At 42.4% G+C, this 15537-nt stretch carries 19 protein-coding genes; 13 read left to right on the forward strand and 6 right to left on the reverse strand.

Annotated elements, in window-relative coordinates:
• Positions 1 to 61 precede the first annotated feature (61 nt).
• From AC27EZ_RS14250 to AC27EZ_RS14265, 4 genes are all read right to left on the reverse strand, one after another.
• Positions 62 to 1438, reverse strand: a complete 1377-nt coding sequence (locus tag AC27EZ_RS14250; protein WP_487135953.1) for a ribonuclease J — start codon at positions 1436 to 1438, stop codon at positions 62 to 64.
• 191 nt (positions 1439 to 1629) lie between these two features.
• Positions 1630 to 1980: a DUF2750 domain-containing protein gene (locus tag AC27EZ_RS14255; RefSeq protein ID WP_487135954.1), complete on the reverse strand. Its 351-nt coding sequence runs from the start codon at positions 1978 to 1980 to the stop codon at positions 1630 to 1632.
• Between the two features lie 8 nt (positions 1981 to 1988).
• Positions 1989 to 2831, reverse strand: coding sequence for a LysR family transcriptional regulator (locus tag AC27EZ_RS14260; protein ID WP_487135955.1), 843 nt, complete (start codon positions 2829 to 2831; stop codon positions 1989 to 1991).
• 133 nt (positions 2832 to 2964) lie between these two features.
• Positions 2965 to 3132 carry a hypothetical protein gene (locus AC27EZ_RS14265; protein ID WP_487135956.1) on the reverse strand — a complete coding sequence of 56 codons (168 nt, stop codon included), beginning with the start codon at positions 3130 to 3132 and terminating at the stop codon, positions 2965 to 2967.
• Positions 3133 to 3428: 296 nt separating this feature from the next.
• On the opposite strand from AC27EZ_RS14265, the gene AC27EZ_RS14270 reads away from it, so the two are divergent.
• Together AC27EZ_RS14270 and AC27EZ_RS14275 are read left to right on the forward strand one after the other, a co-directional pair.
• Complete coding sequence (locus AC27EZ_RS14270; protein WP_487135957.1) at positions 3429 to 3785, forward strand: MaoP family protein; 357 nt, start codon at positions 3429 to 3431, stop codon at positions 3783 to 3785.
• Positions 3786 to 4053: 268 nt separating this feature from the next.
• Positions 4054 to 4788 (forward strand): PRC-barrel domain-containing protein, encoded by a 735-nt coding sequence (locus tag AC27EZ_RS14275; protein ID WP_487135958.1) that lies wholly within the window; start codon positions 4054 to 4056, stop codon positions 4786 to 4788.
• 237 nt (positions 4789 to 5025) lie between these two features.
• On the opposite strand, the gene AC27EZ_RS14280 is transcribed toward AC27EZ_RS14275, so the two are convergent.
• Positions 5026 to 5346 carry an ArsR/SmtB family transcription factor gene (locus AC27EZ_RS14280; protein WP_487135959.1) on the reverse strand — a complete coding sequence of 107 codons (321 nt, stop codon included), beginning with the start codon at positions 5344 to 5346 and terminating at the stop codon, positions 5026 to 5028.
• 168 nt (positions 5347 to 5514) lie between these two features.
• Between AC27EZ_RS14280 and AC27EZ_RS14285 the strand changes: the two genes are divergently transcribed.
• A complete protein-coding gene (locus tag AC27EZ_RS14285) occupies positions 5515 to 5865 on the forward strand; it encodes a rhodanese-like domain-containing protein (RefSeq protein ID WP_487135960.1) in 351 nt (116 codons plus the stop codon).
• An 80-nt stretch (positions 5866 to 5945) separates the two neighbouring features.
• On the forward strand, positions 5946 to 6881 hold the full coding sequence (locus AC27EZ_RS14290) for a LysR family transcriptional regulator (RefSeq protein WP_487135961.1): 936 nt from the start codon (positions 5946 to 5948) through the stop codon (positions 6879 to 6881).
• Here AC27EZ_RS14290 and AC27EZ_RS14295 read toward each other — a convergent pair.
• Positions 6862 to 7494 (reverse strand): exopolysaccharide biosynthesis protein, encoded by a 633-nt coding sequence (locus AC27EZ_RS14295; RefSeq protein ID WP_487135962.1) that lies wholly within the window; start codon positions 7492 to 7494, stop codon positions 6862 to 6864. The two genes, AC27EZ_RS14290 and AC27EZ_RS14295, sit on opposite strands and share 20 nt — an antisense overlap.
• 307 nt (positions 7495 to 7801) lie before the next feature.
• On the opposite strand from AC27EZ_RS14295, the gene AC27EZ_RS14300 reads away from it, so the two are divergent.
• From AC27EZ_RS14300 to AC27EZ_RS14340, 9 genes are all read left to right on the forward strand, one after another.
• On the forward strand, positions 7802 to 9136 hold the full coding sequence (locus AC27EZ_RS14300) for a sigma-54-dependent transcriptional regulator (protein ID WP_487135963.1): 1335 nt from the start codon (positions 7802 to 7804) through the stop codon (positions 9134 to 9136).
• A 13-nt stretch (positions 9137 to 9149) separates the two neighbouring features.
• The gene (locus AC27EZ_RS14305; protein WP_487135964.1) at positions 9150 to 9374 is read left to right on the forward strand and encodes a hypothetical protein; all 225 of its coding nucleotides are present in this window, start codon (positions 9150 to 9152) and stop codon (positions 9372 to 9374) included.
• A gap of 4 nt (positions 9375 to 9378) precedes the next feature.
• A complete protein-coding gene (locus AC27EZ_RS14310) occupies positions 9379 to 10890 on the forward strand; it encodes a sensor histidine kinase (protein WP_487135965.1) in 1512 nt (503 codons plus the stop codon).
• Positions 10880 to 11332: a response regulator gene (locus AC27EZ_RS14315; RefSeq protein WP_487135966.1), complete on the forward strand. Its 453-nt coding sequence runs from the start codon at positions 10880 to 10882 to the stop codon at positions 11330 to 11332. The genes AC27EZ_RS14310 and AC27EZ_RS14315 overlap by 11 nt, the downstream gene beginning before the upstream one ends.
• A gap of 11 nt (positions 11333 to 11343) precedes the next feature.
• Positions 11344 to 13320: a response regulator gene (locus AC27EZ_RS14320; protein ID WP_487135967.1), complete on the forward strand. Its 1977-nt coding sequence runs from the start codon at positions 11344 to 11346 to the stop codon at positions 13318 to 13320.
• 196 nt (positions 13321 to 13516) lie between these two features.
• Positions 13517 to 13834: a DUF883 domain-containing protein gene (locus tag AC27EZ_RS14325; protein WP_487135968.1), complete on the forward strand. Its 318-nt coding sequence runs from the start codon at positions 13517 to 13519 to the stop codon at positions 13832 to 13834.
• A gap of 4 nt (positions 13835 to 13838) precedes the next feature.
• The gene (locus AC27EZ_RS14330) at positions 13839 to 14513 is read left to right on the forward strand and encodes a hypothetical protein (protein WP_487135969.1); all 675 of its coding nucleotides are present in this window, start codon (positions 13839 to 13841) and stop codon (positions 14511 to 14513) included.
• Positions 14514 to 14549: 36 nt separating this feature from the next.
• Positions 14550 to 14807, forward strand: a complete 258-nt coding sequence (locus tag AC27EZ_RS14335; protein WP_487135970.1) for a hypothetical protein — start codon at positions 14550 to 14552, stop codon at positions 14805 to 14807.
• A 29-nt stretch (positions 14808 to 14836) separates the two neighbouring features.
• Positions 14837 to 15382: a CC0125/CC1285 family lipoprotein gene (locus tag AC27EZ_RS14340; RefSeq protein WP_487135971.1), complete on the forward strand. Its 546-nt coding sequence runs from the start codon at positions 14837 to 14839 to the stop codon at positions 15380 to 15382.
• The last annotated feature ends 155 nt before the right edge of the window (positions 15383 to 15537 follow it).

A 15537-nucleotide genomic window follows, 5' to 3' on the forward strand; every position in this document is an offset into this window, starting at 1 on the left:
TGTCATAAAAATGCAGTGTAAAACTGCTCCGAGGAGGGTAATACATTTAGTACCAAAAAGATTAGTCTTGCAGAACAGGAATTCTCCCCGTATCAACAACTTGCCGCCTTACACTTGGTTGTGGTGCTAAGCGGTACAAATCACCGTTAAGCCCTTCATACGTTATCTTTACACCGCATGCTTTTGCCACATTTGCATGCGCACTAATGTGTTTGGGCTCTCCATGAACGGGGATAGCAATTTTAGGTTTTACCCAATGATACATTAATTTAAGTTCTTCCTCGCAAGGATGCCCGCTAGCATGAATAGGCAAATCGTGAGTTTCGCTCATAATGACATTTATTTTTCGAGCGGCCAACTTAGCATTAACACGCGCCACGTTATCTTCATTTCCTGGAATGACCATCGCGGAATAGACTACGGTATCTCCTTTGTCTAATTGCAAAAGTGGGTGTGTATCGTCGGCCAGTCTTGCCAGCGCTGTATTACGCTCACCTTGACTGCCCGTTGCCACCGCGAGTACTTCGTTAGACGGCAAATACCCTATATGATGTGCATCAATGACGGTAAGGTCGTCTGGCCATATGCCTTGTTGTTTTGCTACTCCGTACATGTTTAGTAAAGAACGCCCATACAGTGCCATGTATCGCCCCAACTTTTGCGCCACACGAGCCAAAGAAATAAGACGCGCAACATTACTTCCAAAACACGTCACCACCACTTTGCCTTTCTGTGAACGAACGGTGCTTAGTAATCCGTCGTAACAATTTCGTTCAGAAATTGAGAAGCCGGGTTTGGTGGCATTAGTTGAATCGCCGACTAATGCAAGAATATTCTCTTTCGATAGCGCTTTGAAGCGGTTTACATCAAAAGGCTTCCCCGTTATAGGGTTAGCATCAACCTTCCAGTCAGCAGTATGCAGCACGCTTCCCACGGACGTACTAATTTTAAGTGCAAAAGGCTCAGGAAGTGAATGGGTAACGGATAACCAAGATACGGTAAATGGGCCAAACTGATGTGTGGTATCCGGCTCAATCTCGATAATAGGTACTTTGTTTGCCAACTTCGTTTGCGCAAGCTTTCTACGAAGGATTTCAGCAGTAAAAGACGTAGCATAAATAGGACATTGAAAACGCTGCCAAAGATAGGGAATGGCACCGACATGATCTTCATGTGCGTGCGTGATAATAATGGCACTTAATGCTTCTTTCCGTTGAGAAATAAATGTGGGGTCAGCTGCAACAACGCGATGCTTTTGTGCTGAGTGCGAGTTTTGTGAAGACGTTTTATAGGGCGGCTGTAAAGGCTCATCAAATGAAACGCCGCAATCAACCATCAGCCATTTACCATCATGACCGTAGAGATTTAAATTCATGCCGATTTCGCCAGTTCCTCCTAATGGAAGAAACCACAGATCATCACTACTCGGCTCACCCAAGGTATTACTCCTAACGAAGACTATTTTAAACAAAGAACGGAATAAACACTGTTGAAGTGCCGTGTTCAGCGTATAGCTGCCCTTTGACGCGGTATTACTGTTAAACGAAAATACGCCCGAGTGGGCGCATCAAGGACAGCAAATCACGCACGGTTTAGTACTATTAAAAACGCACTATACGACGTTTAAGATCACCCTATTTGCTGGGCAAAATCACCTGGTTCAATAACTTCCCCTTCCTCTCCCGGTACCGGACAAACCATTACCATTAAATCATCTTGTGACATACCGGGCGCCCACTTACTTAAAAAGTCATCTACCGATAAACGCATTGCTTCACATTGTGACCATTCATCTGTTGCCCAAAGAAGCGCAAGCTCTGCATCAGGCCATACTGGGATCCCATCCTCTTCATCGGTGGTCAACATCACGCAGCCGTGTTCATCTTTTAAGATAAATAGCTCGCTATTCTCTTTAATTTTGCGCAGTGATGCTTCTAACCTGTCGAAGGCGTTTTTTTCTAGCAAAGGATTTGTTGACATAACGTCTCTCAATTATTGATGGGATTGATACTTGATACGCTTTCTATTATAGCGCTTAAGCCTACTCTTCTCACCTGCTTCATGCTGTGCAAGTATACTTTCATAGTGATATCTTCAAGTTGTTCAACTTTTTTCCACCCACTTGTATCTGTAGCCGAATGCTCAATAAACGTTGGTAGTAACGCCACACCTCCATCCTTAGTGAGGTTATCAACCGCTAACGCTAAGCTATTGGTACTTAACTTTGCATCACGTAACTGTGGATAATGCGTAAGTAACCATTCACGAGCTTTCGCGCCCCAATCAATGGCCACAAACTCGCTAGGCATTACCTCTTCACTTGCCTCGCCCACTACATAGAGTGCAAGGGGGCTTTCTATTAATACCGAACTAACCACATCTTCAGACTTTAGCGGCTCTGTAGAGAACGCGATATCAAGCACGCGTTCGTGTAGCTGCCGGGATAAACCATCTAATGATAAGGCCTCTGCTTTTACGGACCAATCAGGGAAAGTGCTATGTAAATGGCTTAGCACGTCAGGAAGGATCAATTCACTAGCAAGCTGTGTTGCACCACATACCACGTATTCAGAGGACTGAATTTGCAGTTCCTGCTTTGCATCATTTAAGGTTTCACAAAGCTGTTTCGCGTAAGGGAGCAACTTCTCGCCAGACTGAGTAAGCTGAATACTATTTCGCTGTCGAATAAATAAGGTGGTATGAAAATATTCTTCTAAAAGCTTTATGCGCGCGCTAACAGCAGATTGAGTTAAATAAAGGTTTTCAGCTGCCTTACCGAAATGACGTGTTTTTGCCACTTCGATAAAGGTTGTGAGAAAGCGGATATCCATACGTCTTACTAAACCAAGTATAAGGTGTAAATTTGTATAGATAATACGGTAAAAAAAAGCAAAAGCACAACAACGCCGTTATATTATTAACAGCGTTGATTTCAAATGACATATTAAAGAAAGAAAGCGTGAACTAATGCGCTTCTTGATATAAGCGCTTTTGCTTCTCTTTTCTTTGAATGTCTCTTTTCAATTTTGCCTTAAAACTTTGACTTCGTGTTTTATCTTTTTGATTGTGATGCATTGCTCCATCATCTTCAAAAGACCAGTCGTCGTGTTGGTGGCGGTAATCTTTACTCATTGCTTTGTTACTTTATGTAGGTGAAGTTAAACACAACTAAGTATTGGCATTAACCTTAAAAAATAACAACGAATAATTCTCATCGTAGCGATAGAAAATTTTTCACGCCGTGAAAACTATGATTACTATTCCGCTTCTTACATAAATAAGGCGTAAAAGCACGACCAGCCTGGTCTTGCTGAACACAGTCTTGAGTTATAATTTTTTTTATTGATAAGAAAAAAATATTTTGTTTCACCGACGCCAATAATTAGATTAAAAGTGCGAGGAATCCAAACGCTGAGCTAGGTGAAAACATGAAAACGGAAGCAATTAGACCCTCTTCTAAGCCATTTATAGATAGACAGAAATTCCCTTACGGCTTCAAAAAGTCCGGAGATTTTAGTATTAGTGAGGCAAATATTCTCTCCCAATACGGATATACCTTGTTAGCGCTTGAAAGCGGTGAACTGTCGCCTGAAAACGCCGACGAGCATGATTTTGTTGCGTTTATCAAAGGTCAACAAGAATGCACTACACCTATTGCTCGTGCATGGGCTAAGTATGTAAGGTTGGCAAGAGGTAAAAAGCACTTTTACACGCTACACAGCAGCGCTAGTAATCAATCAGATTATGACGACGACTACTCAGACGATGCGTTTGACGTAGCATAATTACTTCGCAACACCAGCAGCTGCACAACCATACCTTCGTTACTCCCGGGGTGGTTGTGCTTTCCTCGCTAAACCCTTCAGCGTATCGTTGTTATTGCTATTTTTAACCCACCTATTTCGCGTTGATTTATATCTATCTAGATAGCCTTTCACCTTATTCATCTACTTTCAAAATTATATAACTGCACTACACTTAACTAAGAATAAGCATTGCGATTTTAAGCGCTAACGACCTTATCTACATAACACAAGCGAAAGGAGGCCTGTGATGACTATCTCATTCAAGCAAATGCGTCACTTTTCAATCCAAGCCACGGATACGACAGTCGGCGGCATTAAAGATATGTTGTTTGACGATGAAAGCTTCGTCATTCGCTACATTGTTGCCGATACCAATACATGGTTACCGCTGAGCCGAAAAGTAGTGGTATCTCCCGTTTCTGTTACCCACATCGACCCAGATGAAAATGTGATAGCCGTTGACATGACATCCCAGACGTTGAAAAACAGTCCGTCTATTGACGAGCATAAGCCTGTGTCTCGAGACTATGAGGAAACCCTGTTTAAATATTTTGGTTATGGTTATTACTGGGTTGGTCCTGGCGCATGGGGTGACTTTGCACATCCTGGAGACCTTGTTGATCCGCCGACTCAAAGTTCTGATGCTTCACTGGAGGAAACACGCCCCGTCAACCACCTAAGGGCATGCGGTGAAGTAAATGGATATGAGGTCGCGACGACGAGTGGTAATGTAGGTCATATTTGCGATTTTGTATTCGACCTTAAAACGTGGAAAATAACGTTGGTTATTTTAGACACGCATAATTGGCTGCCTGGTGGTAAAAAAATTACTATTTTGCCCTCACACATTTCTAACATAGACTGGGCCGCACACAAAGTAGACATACTGTTGTCAGAAGCTGATCTATTAAATCAACCAGAAATTGATATTGATAAGCTCAACGACACAGAATATGTTGAAAGCATTGTGGCTCGCGCCTAATTCGCAAACAACTTCGCTTATGAACTTAAAATAATTGGTGTTTCGGGGGACGGCTGTTTGAGGGGCAAGGCATGATATTGGCTATTCTAAACTTGTAACACGAGCAGGAGTGTACCACTTACATCGAATGCGCCATGCTACTTTAGCATGCCTCATCTATGAAACACCGCTGCCTGTTCGGTTAACCTTGAGCATAAGTGCAGATGATTGGGGCATCATTTGCACTGCCCTCTTGCTCTAATTTTTAGGTTTACAGAAGAAGTCATACAACAGCGCTATCGTGCGTTGCACGCGTTCATCGGCCAGGCTGTAATAAATGGTTTGCCCATCACGACGTGTTGACACTAAACCTGATTCTCGCAATAACGCTAAGTGTTGAGATATGACAGGTTGTGAAACATTAACAATTTCAAGTAACTGGCTTACACTTTTTTCTTGGTCAAGCAATGAGCACATTACCATAAGCCGCGTTTTATTGGCCAACTGTTTAAGAAACTGTTCAGCTTCTGTCGCATGACTAAGCATGTCTTCATTAAGTAACTCAGAAGATAATTCCATAAAAGCTTGTTATTCCGTTTAGTATTATTGATTAACGATAAAGTAGCGCTATGATATACGAAAGTCTAACAACCCGCTAACTTACCCTACCTAATTAGGTTCATTTGACATATTAGAATAAATAACATTATATATGAAATACCTAATATTTCTATGAAAGGAATAATAATGCTTATAGACATACCAACAAGACTATCAAATATAACGTGTAACATTCGGTGCATACCCGCTGTTGAAGCGGATAATGAGATGCGCGAAAACAACGGCATACTGATCGATGTAAGAGAGCCTGGCGAAGTGCAAGCTAATCCAGTACCAAAAGCGACAAATTTCCCTCGCGGTGTGTTGGAAATGAAGATGCTAGAGAATGTAAAAGATGCAGCAAAACCTATTTACATACACTGTGCATCTGGCGTTCGCGCAAAGCTTTCAGCAGAACAACTCTTAGCAATGGGGTATGAGAATATCACCGTGATTACCTGCTCTGTTCCTGACATAAACAAAGCGGTAAATAACTAACCAACCCAAGCGTAGTTTGTTAATTATTAACGTAACATGTCGATAGGTTCCCCTTCTCCATTCAGTGTTAAGAGAAATATATGCTTAAGTCAACGTTAGAGCAATGGCGCATGTTTAAGGCCGTCGTAGATGCTGGGGGGTTTAATCAGGCCGCTGCGGTTGTCCATAAAAGTCAATCCAGTATTCATCACGCCGTTCAAAAGTTAGAACATGCAATTGGCGTATCGTTATTTGAAAATAGTGGCCGAAAAGTTAAGCTGTCCCCACAAGGTGAATTAATGTACCGGCGTGCTTCGTTTTTACTAACAGAAGCGCAAAAGCTGGAAGCCGTTGCGAGCAGCTTACAATCGGGTACAGAAACCCTTTTAAGAATAGCCGTCGATATAATTTTTCCTTCAGAATTGTTGTACAACGTACTTACTAAAGTATCTGAAGCCTTTCCGTTGTTACGCATTGAAATTGAAGAAACGGTGTTAAACGGCTCAAATTCATTGCTAAGCAATGGTAACGTTGATATCGCAATTTCTCCTTTTATCTACGCCAATGGGTTTAGTGAAGATTTGTGTGAGATTGAATTTGCTGCGGTTGCTCATCCTTCACATCCATTGCACAGCCTTGGTCGCTCACTAACATTAGAAGATTTAAAGTCTCACCGACAGATAGTGGTTAGAGATTCATCGTCAGAACGAAAAGCACAAGCCGGCTGGCTGGGTGCGGAGCAACGATGGACGGTCAGTCATATACGCACTTCGGTTGATATTATTTCTCAAGGCCTAGGGTTTGCTTGGCTGCCCGTTGCGGTTATTAGAAAAGAGCTAGAAGAAGGTTCACTTGTGCCTCTCTCATTAGATAATAATAGTGGAATTCGAAAATCATTGCTTTATCTGTCATTTGCTGACGGAGACAGTTTGGGCCCGGCCGCCCGAACCTTTATTGGCGAACTACGTTTTCAGTCGATGCAACTTCCTGAAGCGAAGGGCTTATTACCACAATGCACTAGCGAAGAATGTCAATAGTCGTTACAACGCTATAAGCTGCTGCCGACACAACGTAAACCCAGAGGTGGCGATTGACAACCCGATTATTGCCACAGCTCCATCGTCTGTGGCCATTCCAACCGCCATTATCAAAACTGCACAAGCAGGAAGTAGTCCTAAAAAAGGAACAAGTTCTAGCGGTATCATGACTATGCCGCATGCAGCGCAATGAGGCCTCTAAAAGCAGAATGGCGCATAAAAACCAACTTGGAACAAGAAAACGGTCAATTCTTGCAGCGTGGGGACGTAGTGTTTTCACAGTGGTTTGTAGGCGTTTCGCACTTAGTTCAACTTTCATGAGACGAGTTGGTATCCACGGATGACGCCTACCGAGTAATATTTGCAAAGCAATAAGTAAAATAGTCACACCTGTAGCGCTTGGAACGCCGGGAATAGCGCCGATAGGGGTGGACGCAATGAACGCAGGCATCGCTAACATAGGGCCGAAGCCCCGTTTTTCGAGTACATACCAGAAATCGCCGAAGCGCCATGTTTCAGCCGATTCTTTAGGCTTTATCTTTCCCAACAGTTCACAAAGTGTCATTGAATTCGTAGCCGCTTCCATTCGTTTCTCCAAGTTTGCTGTCGACATTTCGCACCTTGTATCCCGTGGTGTCGCGACGGTCTTGAGTGATAAAAAATGTGTTATTTAAATCCTTAAAACATAAATCTCATCCCTTGCGGGGTATGTTCTGACTATTGCCGTGTTACAATTTAGAAAACAAGACAGGCCTCGGTTATTTTGAAGGGCCAGAAGCGTGCCATCTAATAGTGGATATACGAAAGCTCGGAATATGGCGCGATTTTTGCAAACTCTTAGTCTATTGCTCAAATCAGTTCGCCAGTATAAGAGCTCGAAAAATGGCGTTACGAGCGGAAATTTGTAAAAGGAAGAATACGTGTTAACAGTTTTACTTGTAGATGACGATGCCGAATTCACGGAAGTGGCCTGCACTATTATTGAATTTTTGGGACACGAAGTATTAACTGCTTCAAGCCTTGAAGAAGCAAGAGAATGGCTAAAGAAAGAAACGTTCGATCATATTTTACTCGACTTCATGCTTCCAGACGGAAGTGGAGCACATCTTTTTGATGAGCTTAATTCTCTACCTAAAAGCCCCCGCGTAACCTTAATCACTGGCCACCCTTCGGTCAAAAGCGTAATCAAAGGACTTTGCGGTCCTAACATAGATTACCTTGTGAAGCCTATTCAGCGTGAAGACTTAGAGCAGGTTTTAAGTGGGAAGCCGCAAGGGAAATCGAAAAAAGAAGATTCAATCAAGCAGCATTTTGGTTTATTAATTGGTGAATCTGCCCCAATGAAAGAGCTATACAAGCTGATTGAACGGGTAAGCAGAACGAGCGCAAATGTAATGTTGCTAGGTGAAAGCGGTGTAGGTAAAGAAGTGGTTGCCGCTGCTATTCATAGAGCTTCAGAGAGCGAAGGACCTTATGTTGCTACTAACTGTGGCGCTTTTTCTAAAGAGCTGATCGGCAGTGAACTCTTCGGCCATGAAAAAGGGGCATTTACCGGTGCCGTGGGTAGAAAAGAAGGGGTCTTTGAACAAGCCGAAGGTGGCACGTTATTCCTGGACGAAATCACGGAAATGTCTATCGACATGCAGCCTAATTTACTCAGAGTACTAGAAAACAAAGTTGTTATTCGCGTAGGCGGAACAAAAACAACGCCCGTGAATTGTCGTGTTGTGTCCGCGACTAACCGCACCATGGAAGAAATAGCGCAAAGTAAAGTATTGCGAGAAGACATCTATTTCCGATTAGCCGTTTTCCCTATTACTATTCCCCCGCTTCGCGATCGCAAAGAAGATATACCGCTGCTTGCGAGACGGTTTATGGAGGAATTTAATGCAGAAAATGGTTCTCAGTTTACATGGAAAGATAGTCAGTTAGATACCCTTCAAGCATATGATTGGCCGGGCAATGTTCGTGAATTACGACACTTTGTCCATCGCGCTGCAATCATGAGTGATCCTGAGAAGTCAGCGATTGAGTTACCTAAAACGATAGAATCTCCTTTTGCACAAAAGCAAAGCACTTCGCCTTCACTACAAGCAGGTAGAACGATTGAAGATGTCGAGAAAGAGCTTATCTACGCAACGCTAGAGAAAGTTAGCGGCAATAAGACAACGGCAGCGGAAATGTTAGGAATAAGCACAAAAACACTCTATAACCGCCTCCATGCATACGGTGATTTATCAAAAGATGAACAGTAATTGAGGTAACCCGATGAATGAAGATGCGTTCCAAAAGCTCTCTAAATATGTTCACGATGCAAGAAAACCTTTAAATAGAATTTCAATGCAAGCAGAGCTTATCAAAATGGCACTTAACGGTGATGTGCCCGCAGAAAAAGCGCTGGTATCATTGGATAAAATTATAGCAAGCACGAAAGACTGCAGTGCAACATTGTCTGAATTAACCGCTGAATTCAGCAATACTCACGTGGAATAAATTAATGTTACATAAAGCACTGTCCTCAATGTATAGCTGGATAATTATGGTGGCGGTGATCATTGTTGTTATCACTGCAAATTCGTTCTACGTGGTAAAAACCCTTGACGATTTATCAGGGCTGGAATCTCGACTTTTTACTACCAACCGCGTTATTAACGCGGTAAACCAACTTCATGTTGCGGTATTAAGAGCAGAGTCTGGGCAACGTGGTTTCTTAATTACAAAAGACGAGGCGTACCTCGAAGAATACTCTGAAACACTCGACAACTTTGGCGCGCTGGTCGATGAAGTAGAAGTCAGTGCATTGGCGTCTAACTTTGCTTCTCAGTCAGAAAGAATGGAAGCGCTGATTTTGCTAACACGAGCAAAATTAAATGGCATGATTGAAGTGGTTGAACTTGTTCGTGACAAAAAATCAGATGATGCGTTCGAAATACTTTCAAGCGATAGAGGGCTTTTTCTTTACAACGAGTTCGAGATGCTGTTTAAAGAAATCGATTCCTCTGAACGCGATCTACAAGGCACCCACCTTGCTGACCTAATGAAGCTAAGAAAAGACTCAGCGAACACCTTGATTATCTCTTCTGCATCAACGCTGTTCCTAATCATAACCATTTTTGTTTTATTGAAAATGAATGTTAGAGAAAATGAAAAGCATCAGATTGATTTAGAGAAACAAAATCAAAACCTTGAAGATAAAATTGCAGAGAGAACGAAAGAGTTGCAGGTCTATTCAGATGAGCTTACCCGCAGCAACCGAGAGCTAGAAGATTTTGCATTTGTTGCCTCGCATGACCTTCAAGAACCCTTGAGAAAAATCCGAGCGTTTGGCAACCGGCTTGAATCTGGTTATCACAATGAAATTGACGAGCGTGGTCAGGATTTCTTGAAGCGTATGCTAAATGCTGCTGAAAGAATGTCTATGCTTATCTCCGATTTGCTGTCGTTTTCCAGGGTGTCTACTCGAGGTAAGGATTTTGATGATGTGGATTTGGAAACGGTAGCCAAGAATGTATTAGGCGACTTAGAAGTCGCCATAGAAGAACGCAATGCAACGATTAACATTCCCGCATTGCCCAAAATACGAGGCGACCGCTCTCAGCTTGAACAACTTTTTTTAAATTTACTTTCTAACGCCCTTAAATTTCAAAAAGACGATACGAAGATAGTCGTTGATGTTACCTGCGAAGAAGCAAGTGATGACGATCTTAAGGATAGGTTAAACGCAGAAGACTACGAGTGGATAAAGATAACCATTAAGGACAATGGGATTGGCTTTGAACAATCATTTGCCGAAAAAATCTTTGCTCCCTTTCAGCGCTTACACGGAAGAAGCGAATACAAAGGTACGGGTATTGGCTTGGCCGTATGCCGTCGTATTGTAGAGCGACACAACGGAGCGATTTTTGCGACCAGCACCGAGGGTGCGGGTGCTAGCTTTACTTTTCTATTACCTAAAAACAGTGAGCCATTCGGATCAACACAAAGTTACGGAGATAACAATGACGCGTAAACAAGCCCAACCTATAAACATTCTTATGGCAGATGATGATGAGGATGACCGTTTACTTACAGTCGACGCGCTAAAAGAAAGTCGCGTGTTAAACAATCTTTTTTGCGTAGAAGATGGTGTAGAGCTTTTAGAATTTCTTCGTAACGAAGGTAAATATACAGACCAAGAGAAAGCGCCTCGTCCGAGTCTTATCTTACTCGATTTAAATATGCCTCGAAAAGACGGACGAGAGGCACTACAAGAATTGAAAAACGATCCAAGTCTGCGAGCAATCCCTGTTGTTATCTTAACAACATCGAAAGAAGAAGAAGATATGCTTCGTGGTTACGACCTTGGCTGCGCGTCTTATATAACCAAACCTGTAAACTTTGAAGGCCTGGTAGAGTTGATGCGAGCCTTAGGGAAGTATTGGATTGAGTTCGTAGAACTTCCACACGATTAATGGGGTAAATAGTGGCAGAGGTTATTAGGGTACTTCTCATTGAAGATGACGAAGACGATTATTTTTTAACGTCAGACTACCTTGAGCAATGTGATTCACCCACCTTTAAGTTAACGTGGGTAACCAACAGCGCTGATGCGATTGAAGCGCTGCAGTACAACAGTTTTGACCTCTGCCTTTTAGACTACCTATTGGGCGCAGAAAACGCAGTTGACGTATTAGATGCGCTTAAATCAAACCAATTTAATTTACCCGTGGTCATTCTAACGGGGCAGTCAGATGCTAAAGTAGATGAGCTGGTCATGCGAGCTGGTGCCGCCGATTATCTACAGAAAAGTGAAATTGAAACGCCAAGATTCATGCGCACAATTCGGTATGCGATGGTCCGGCGGGAGATTGAAAACGAGCGACTCGAACGTAACAAAGTAGAGCAGCAGAATAAGGCAAAAGATAAGTTTCTTGCCCACTTAGGGCATGAATTACGCACCCCCCTCACCTCTATTTTAGGCTACACAGAACTGCTGCTTGATGAACCAAAAAATTCACAGCTACAGCAAGAGTTATCAACCATTCACAGTAATGGAAAGCATCTATTAAATTTGCTAAATGACCTGCTAGACATGTCAAAAATAATGGCTGATAAAATTGAGATTAGTCATCATGAAGTAAACCTTGGCGGCTTTTTAGCTGACATCCATTCTCTTATGAAGTTGGCCTCAGAGGATAAGGGGTTAGAACTTGTCGTAACCACAGAGGGTAACTTACCTGAATGTATCTATACAGACCCTACTCGACTTCGTCAGATACTTATTAATTTAATAAGTAACGCCATCAAATTTACCGACACCGGTGTTATTACACTTTTAGTCAAGATGGAACACGAGGTAGCAACGATACCCAATGAGAAAATTGTCTTTAGTGTAAAAGATACGGGCATCGGTATGCCTCCTGATAAGCTTGACAGTATTTTCACCCCCTTTGAGCAATTAGAAGATGTAATGAGGGCCAACCATGGCGGCGCTGGGTTAGGGCTTGCCATATCTCGTGAATTAGTGAGCAAGTTGGGGGGCGCAATAGACGTTGACTCAGTATTTGGTAAGGGTAGTACGTTTACCTTTTATATCAATCCTGGGAATATTGCCACCCAACCACGTATCAAAACACTTGTTCAGCAAACACTACATCAACCCGTTAAGCGACGAGATATCAGTGTATCTGGTCGCGTATTAATTGTTGATGACATTCATGAACTACGTCGCCTTACTGGACACATCGTCGGTCAAAGCCATGCAAATGTTGCTTTCGCTGACAACGGAGTAAAAGCACTAGAAGCAGTGCTAGAGGCGAATAAAAGCGGTAGTCCTTTCGATCTCGTTTTGATGGACATCCACATGCCAGTGATGAATGGCGTCGATGCACTTAAAGCAATAAGAAAACACGGCATCGATATTCCTATCATCGCAATGACTGCCGCAAGTAGGAAAGGCTTGAAGTCTTCTTTGCTAGATGATGGGTTTGACAATGTGATAGGTAAACCGCTAGACCGCTCTGAACTTATTGAATTACTTGCCCACTATTTAACTGCATCTGATTCAATAGTCACGTCGGATTCAACGGATAAAAATACTGTATCAGCGTCGCGTTCAACGCGCCGTCAAGTACTTGTCGTTGAGGATGATGAAGACACTGCAGAATTACTTCAAATATTTCTATCACACCAAGGGCATACTGTTCATCTAGCCTATAGTGGTCAAGAAGCTTTGGAACATCTCCAGAACGTCGAATTTGATTATGTTTTACTAGACCTCACGCTTCCCGATTACCATGGCTACGACCTTGCAAAAGAAATTGCTGTCATTCAGCAATCTGCAACACTTATTATTGTGAGCGGATACGAACCTGAAAAAGGTGTTGTGGAATCGTTAGGGGTAAGTGCATCGTTGCTAAAACCAGTAACAAAAGAAGATATTGCTACTGTCATACGTTGATGTACTCGCATTGATGGCACACCAAGAAATATTTACACTAAGTCTATAAGAAAGACGGCTCGACTTGCATTAATAGAGAACACAAATAGTTTAATAAAAATTATATACATATTTATCAGTGACTTAAAAATCACTCCATCATGGTATATGCCTTGCACCGTCTTAAGTGTATTGTAAGCGAAGAAAGGAAAATATCATGGCAACAAGAAATACAACACAAAAATCAGGTAAGACGAATGGAGCAACGGAATCTGGTCACCCTGTGACTGAGCAGCTAACCTCGTCATTACACTCGTCGATTGATTCATTGGCGGACACTGCGGGCAAAGCTGAAGAGAAAATTCGTCAGTCTGCAAGTGATTCATCTGAAAGCTTGGCCGCCAGAAAGCGTCTAGCAGAACAAAAATGGGAAGCTTCACAAGTTCGTAAGTTTGCTATCGAAAATCCAATTGCAACTGCAGGTATTGCGTTTGCGGCAGGTATGTTGATTACGTCAATACTGCGTAAGAAATAATCTTATGCGTTCTATAATTGATTTTCGACGTGCACGCTTTAGTGAGTGCTTTGAAAATCCATATCGTATCACGCCCCCTGGGCGTGATACGCTGTATTCTAAAGCCCTTGCCGACGAAATAGACTTTGACGGGAAAGGGCGTAATTTATATTCCAGCGATATATCTCAATCGACCAAGAGTACTTTAGACAAAAACGCTTTGGACAAAAACGCTGTGGACAGTCACCCCGGCGATGCCCCTAGCGATGCACAGAACATCGAATCTTCAATCGACTCTCCTGTGGACAGCCACTCATCTCCCCATAAAACGGATGAAGAATATCCTCGTATCACGTTTAGTGAGGTTCAAGATTCATTGATACATCTTTTCTCCCAAAAGAAGCAGCAAACGTCTGCGTTTTTAGGTGTGGTTGATGCCGAGATAAACGTAATAAAAACTTCTATTTTTTCAACGCTATTCGCTGGATTAGCTGCAGTATTACTAGCTGGAGTATGCTGGTTAATGATCAACGCATTAATTGGTCTAAGTTTGCATTCACTAGGAATTTCAATTGTTTTCAGTATCGTTATTCTATTAATTATCAATATCACTCTACTCACATTCACGGTTTACATTGTGAAAAAGACAAGTCGATATGCGCGTTTTGAGCGAATTATTAATGTGATTAAAGATTTATAGATGCCGCGGTAAATGAACGGTAAAGAAGGATTACTTATGACTCTCCTACTTGGCAAAGCGCTATCCGAAGCACAGCAGCAACAAAAACTGTATAAACTGCAAAAAAAGAACAGCGACATTGCGCTTCAACAAACGAAAACCCGTTGCAAATTATTAATGGGAGAGCCCGAAGTAATTGCGGCCGTGTTTGCCGTTGGTCTGTACAAAGGAACGAAAACAGATAACCCCAAGACTACTAAAAATAAAGCTATACTCTCTATAGCAAGAGCAACACTCATGCAATTTCTTGCCTAATGGCGGTTGATAACAAACGGAGTATGTAAATGATAAAAAGAACAATGACTAGTGCACTTCTTAGCAGCATTTTATTGCTAGCAGCCTGTTCTACGACCCCTACCGCGGTGCCCACTAAGTACAGATCAGCGTCTTCAGAAGGCGCGTATGGGTACTCGAGCGAGATGGTAAGCGATACGGAATACAAAGTACTTTTTAAAGCGACAGATAAAACACCTGAGGATGATGTTCAGCAATATGTGTTAAGACGAGCGGCTGAAATAGCTGAGGAGAAGGGGTTTCAGTATCTTGCGATAACAAAAACAGATATAGAGAAAAAGCCAACGCTTGCACGTTCAGTAAACATTGAACCTGAAAAACCTGTTCCGTTTCAAACACAGCGCCAATGTACAATGTCTGGCTGCTCGGAAGTGGCTCAACCGATGGCTGGAACGGGCCAAAATGTTGTTGAGAAAACCCGTATCAATAATGTCTATTACACCATTATTGTAAAAGCGGCGAACTCTTCAGGCGCATTAAATGGGAATGCAATTTCTGTACAAGAAATTCTTTCAACACCCTTGCCTAAAAACTAGCACCTGGCGAAAAAATTAGGGTGTCGTAGCATTTAATATTGCATAGACACCCACACTTTTGGCTATTATTCACACTAGGATACTCATTAAATTCTGTAAGACACCCACCGCTAATACTGCGCCTAACCTATATGTATCAACACGTTAGCCACCAG

It is taken from the genome of Alteromonas sp. 4NH20-0056 (genome assembly GCF_057539655.1).

Bases quoted from the DNA above. Each gene is read 5' to 3' on its own strand.
- AC27EZ_RS14255 (WP_487135954.1), bottom strand. From the start codon at position 1,980: ATGTCAACAAATCCTTTGCTAGAAAAAAACGCCTTCGACAGGTTAGAA.
- AC27EZ_RS14260 (WP_487135955.1), bottom strand. From the start codon at position 2,831: ATGGATATCCGCTTTCTCACAACCTTTATCGAAGTGGCAAAAACACGT.
- AC27EZ_RS14265 (WP_487135956.1), bottom strand. From the start codon at position 3,132: ATGAGTAAAGATTACCGCCACCAACACGACGACTGGTCTTTTGAAGAT.
- AC27EZ_RS14270 (WP_487135957.1), top strand. From the start codon at position 3,429: ATGAAAACGGAAGCAATTAGACCCTCTTCTAAGCCATTTATAGATAGA.
- AC27EZ_RS14275 (WP_487135958.1), top strand. From the start codon at position 4,054: ATGACTATCTCATTCAAGCAAATGCGTCACTTTTCAATCCAAGCCACG.
- AC27EZ_RS14280 (WP_487135959.1), bottom strand. From the start codon at position 5,346: ATGGAATTATCTTCTGAGTTACTTAATGAAGACATGCTTAGTCATGCG.
- AC27EZ_RS14285 (WP_487135960.1), top strand. From the start codon at position 5,515: ATGCTTATAGACATACCAACAAGACTATCAAATATAACGTGTAACATT.
- AC27EZ_RS14290 (WP_487135961.1), top strand. From the start codon at position 5,946: ATGCTTAAGTCAACGTTAGAGCAATGGCGCATGTTTAAGGCCGTCGTA.
- AC27EZ_RS14295 (WP_487135962.1), bottom strand. From the start codon at position 7,494: ATGTCGACAGCAAACTTGGAGAAACGAATGGAAGCGGCTACGAATTCA.
- AC27EZ_RS14305 (WP_487135964.1), top strand. From the start codon at position 9,150: ATGAATGAAGATGCGTTCCAAAAGCTCTCTAAATATGTTCACGATGCA.
- AC27EZ_RS14310 (WP_487135965.1), top strand. From the start codon at position 9,379: ATGTTACATAAAGCACTGTCCTCAATGTATAGCTGGATAATTATGGTG.
- AC27EZ_RS14315 (WP_487135966.1), top strand. From the start codon at position 10,880: ATGACGCGTAAACAAGCCCAACCTATAAACATTCTTATGGCAGATGAT.
- AC27EZ_RS14325 (WP_487135968.1), top strand. From the start codon at position 13,517: ATGGCAACAAGAAATACAACACAAAAATCAGGTAAGACGAATGGAGCA.
- AC27EZ_RS14330 (WP_487135969.1), top strand. From the start codon at position 13,839: ATGCGTTCTATAATTGATTTTCGACGTGCACGCTTTAGTGAGTGCTTT.
- AC27EZ_RS14335 (WP_487135970.1), top strand. From the start codon at position 14,550: ATGACTCTCCTACTTGGCAAAGCGCTATCCGAAGCACAGCAGCAACAA.
- AC27EZ_RS14340 (WP_487135971.1), top strand. From the start codon at position 14,837: ATGATAAAAAGAACAATGACTAGTGCACTTCTTAGCAGCATTTTATTG.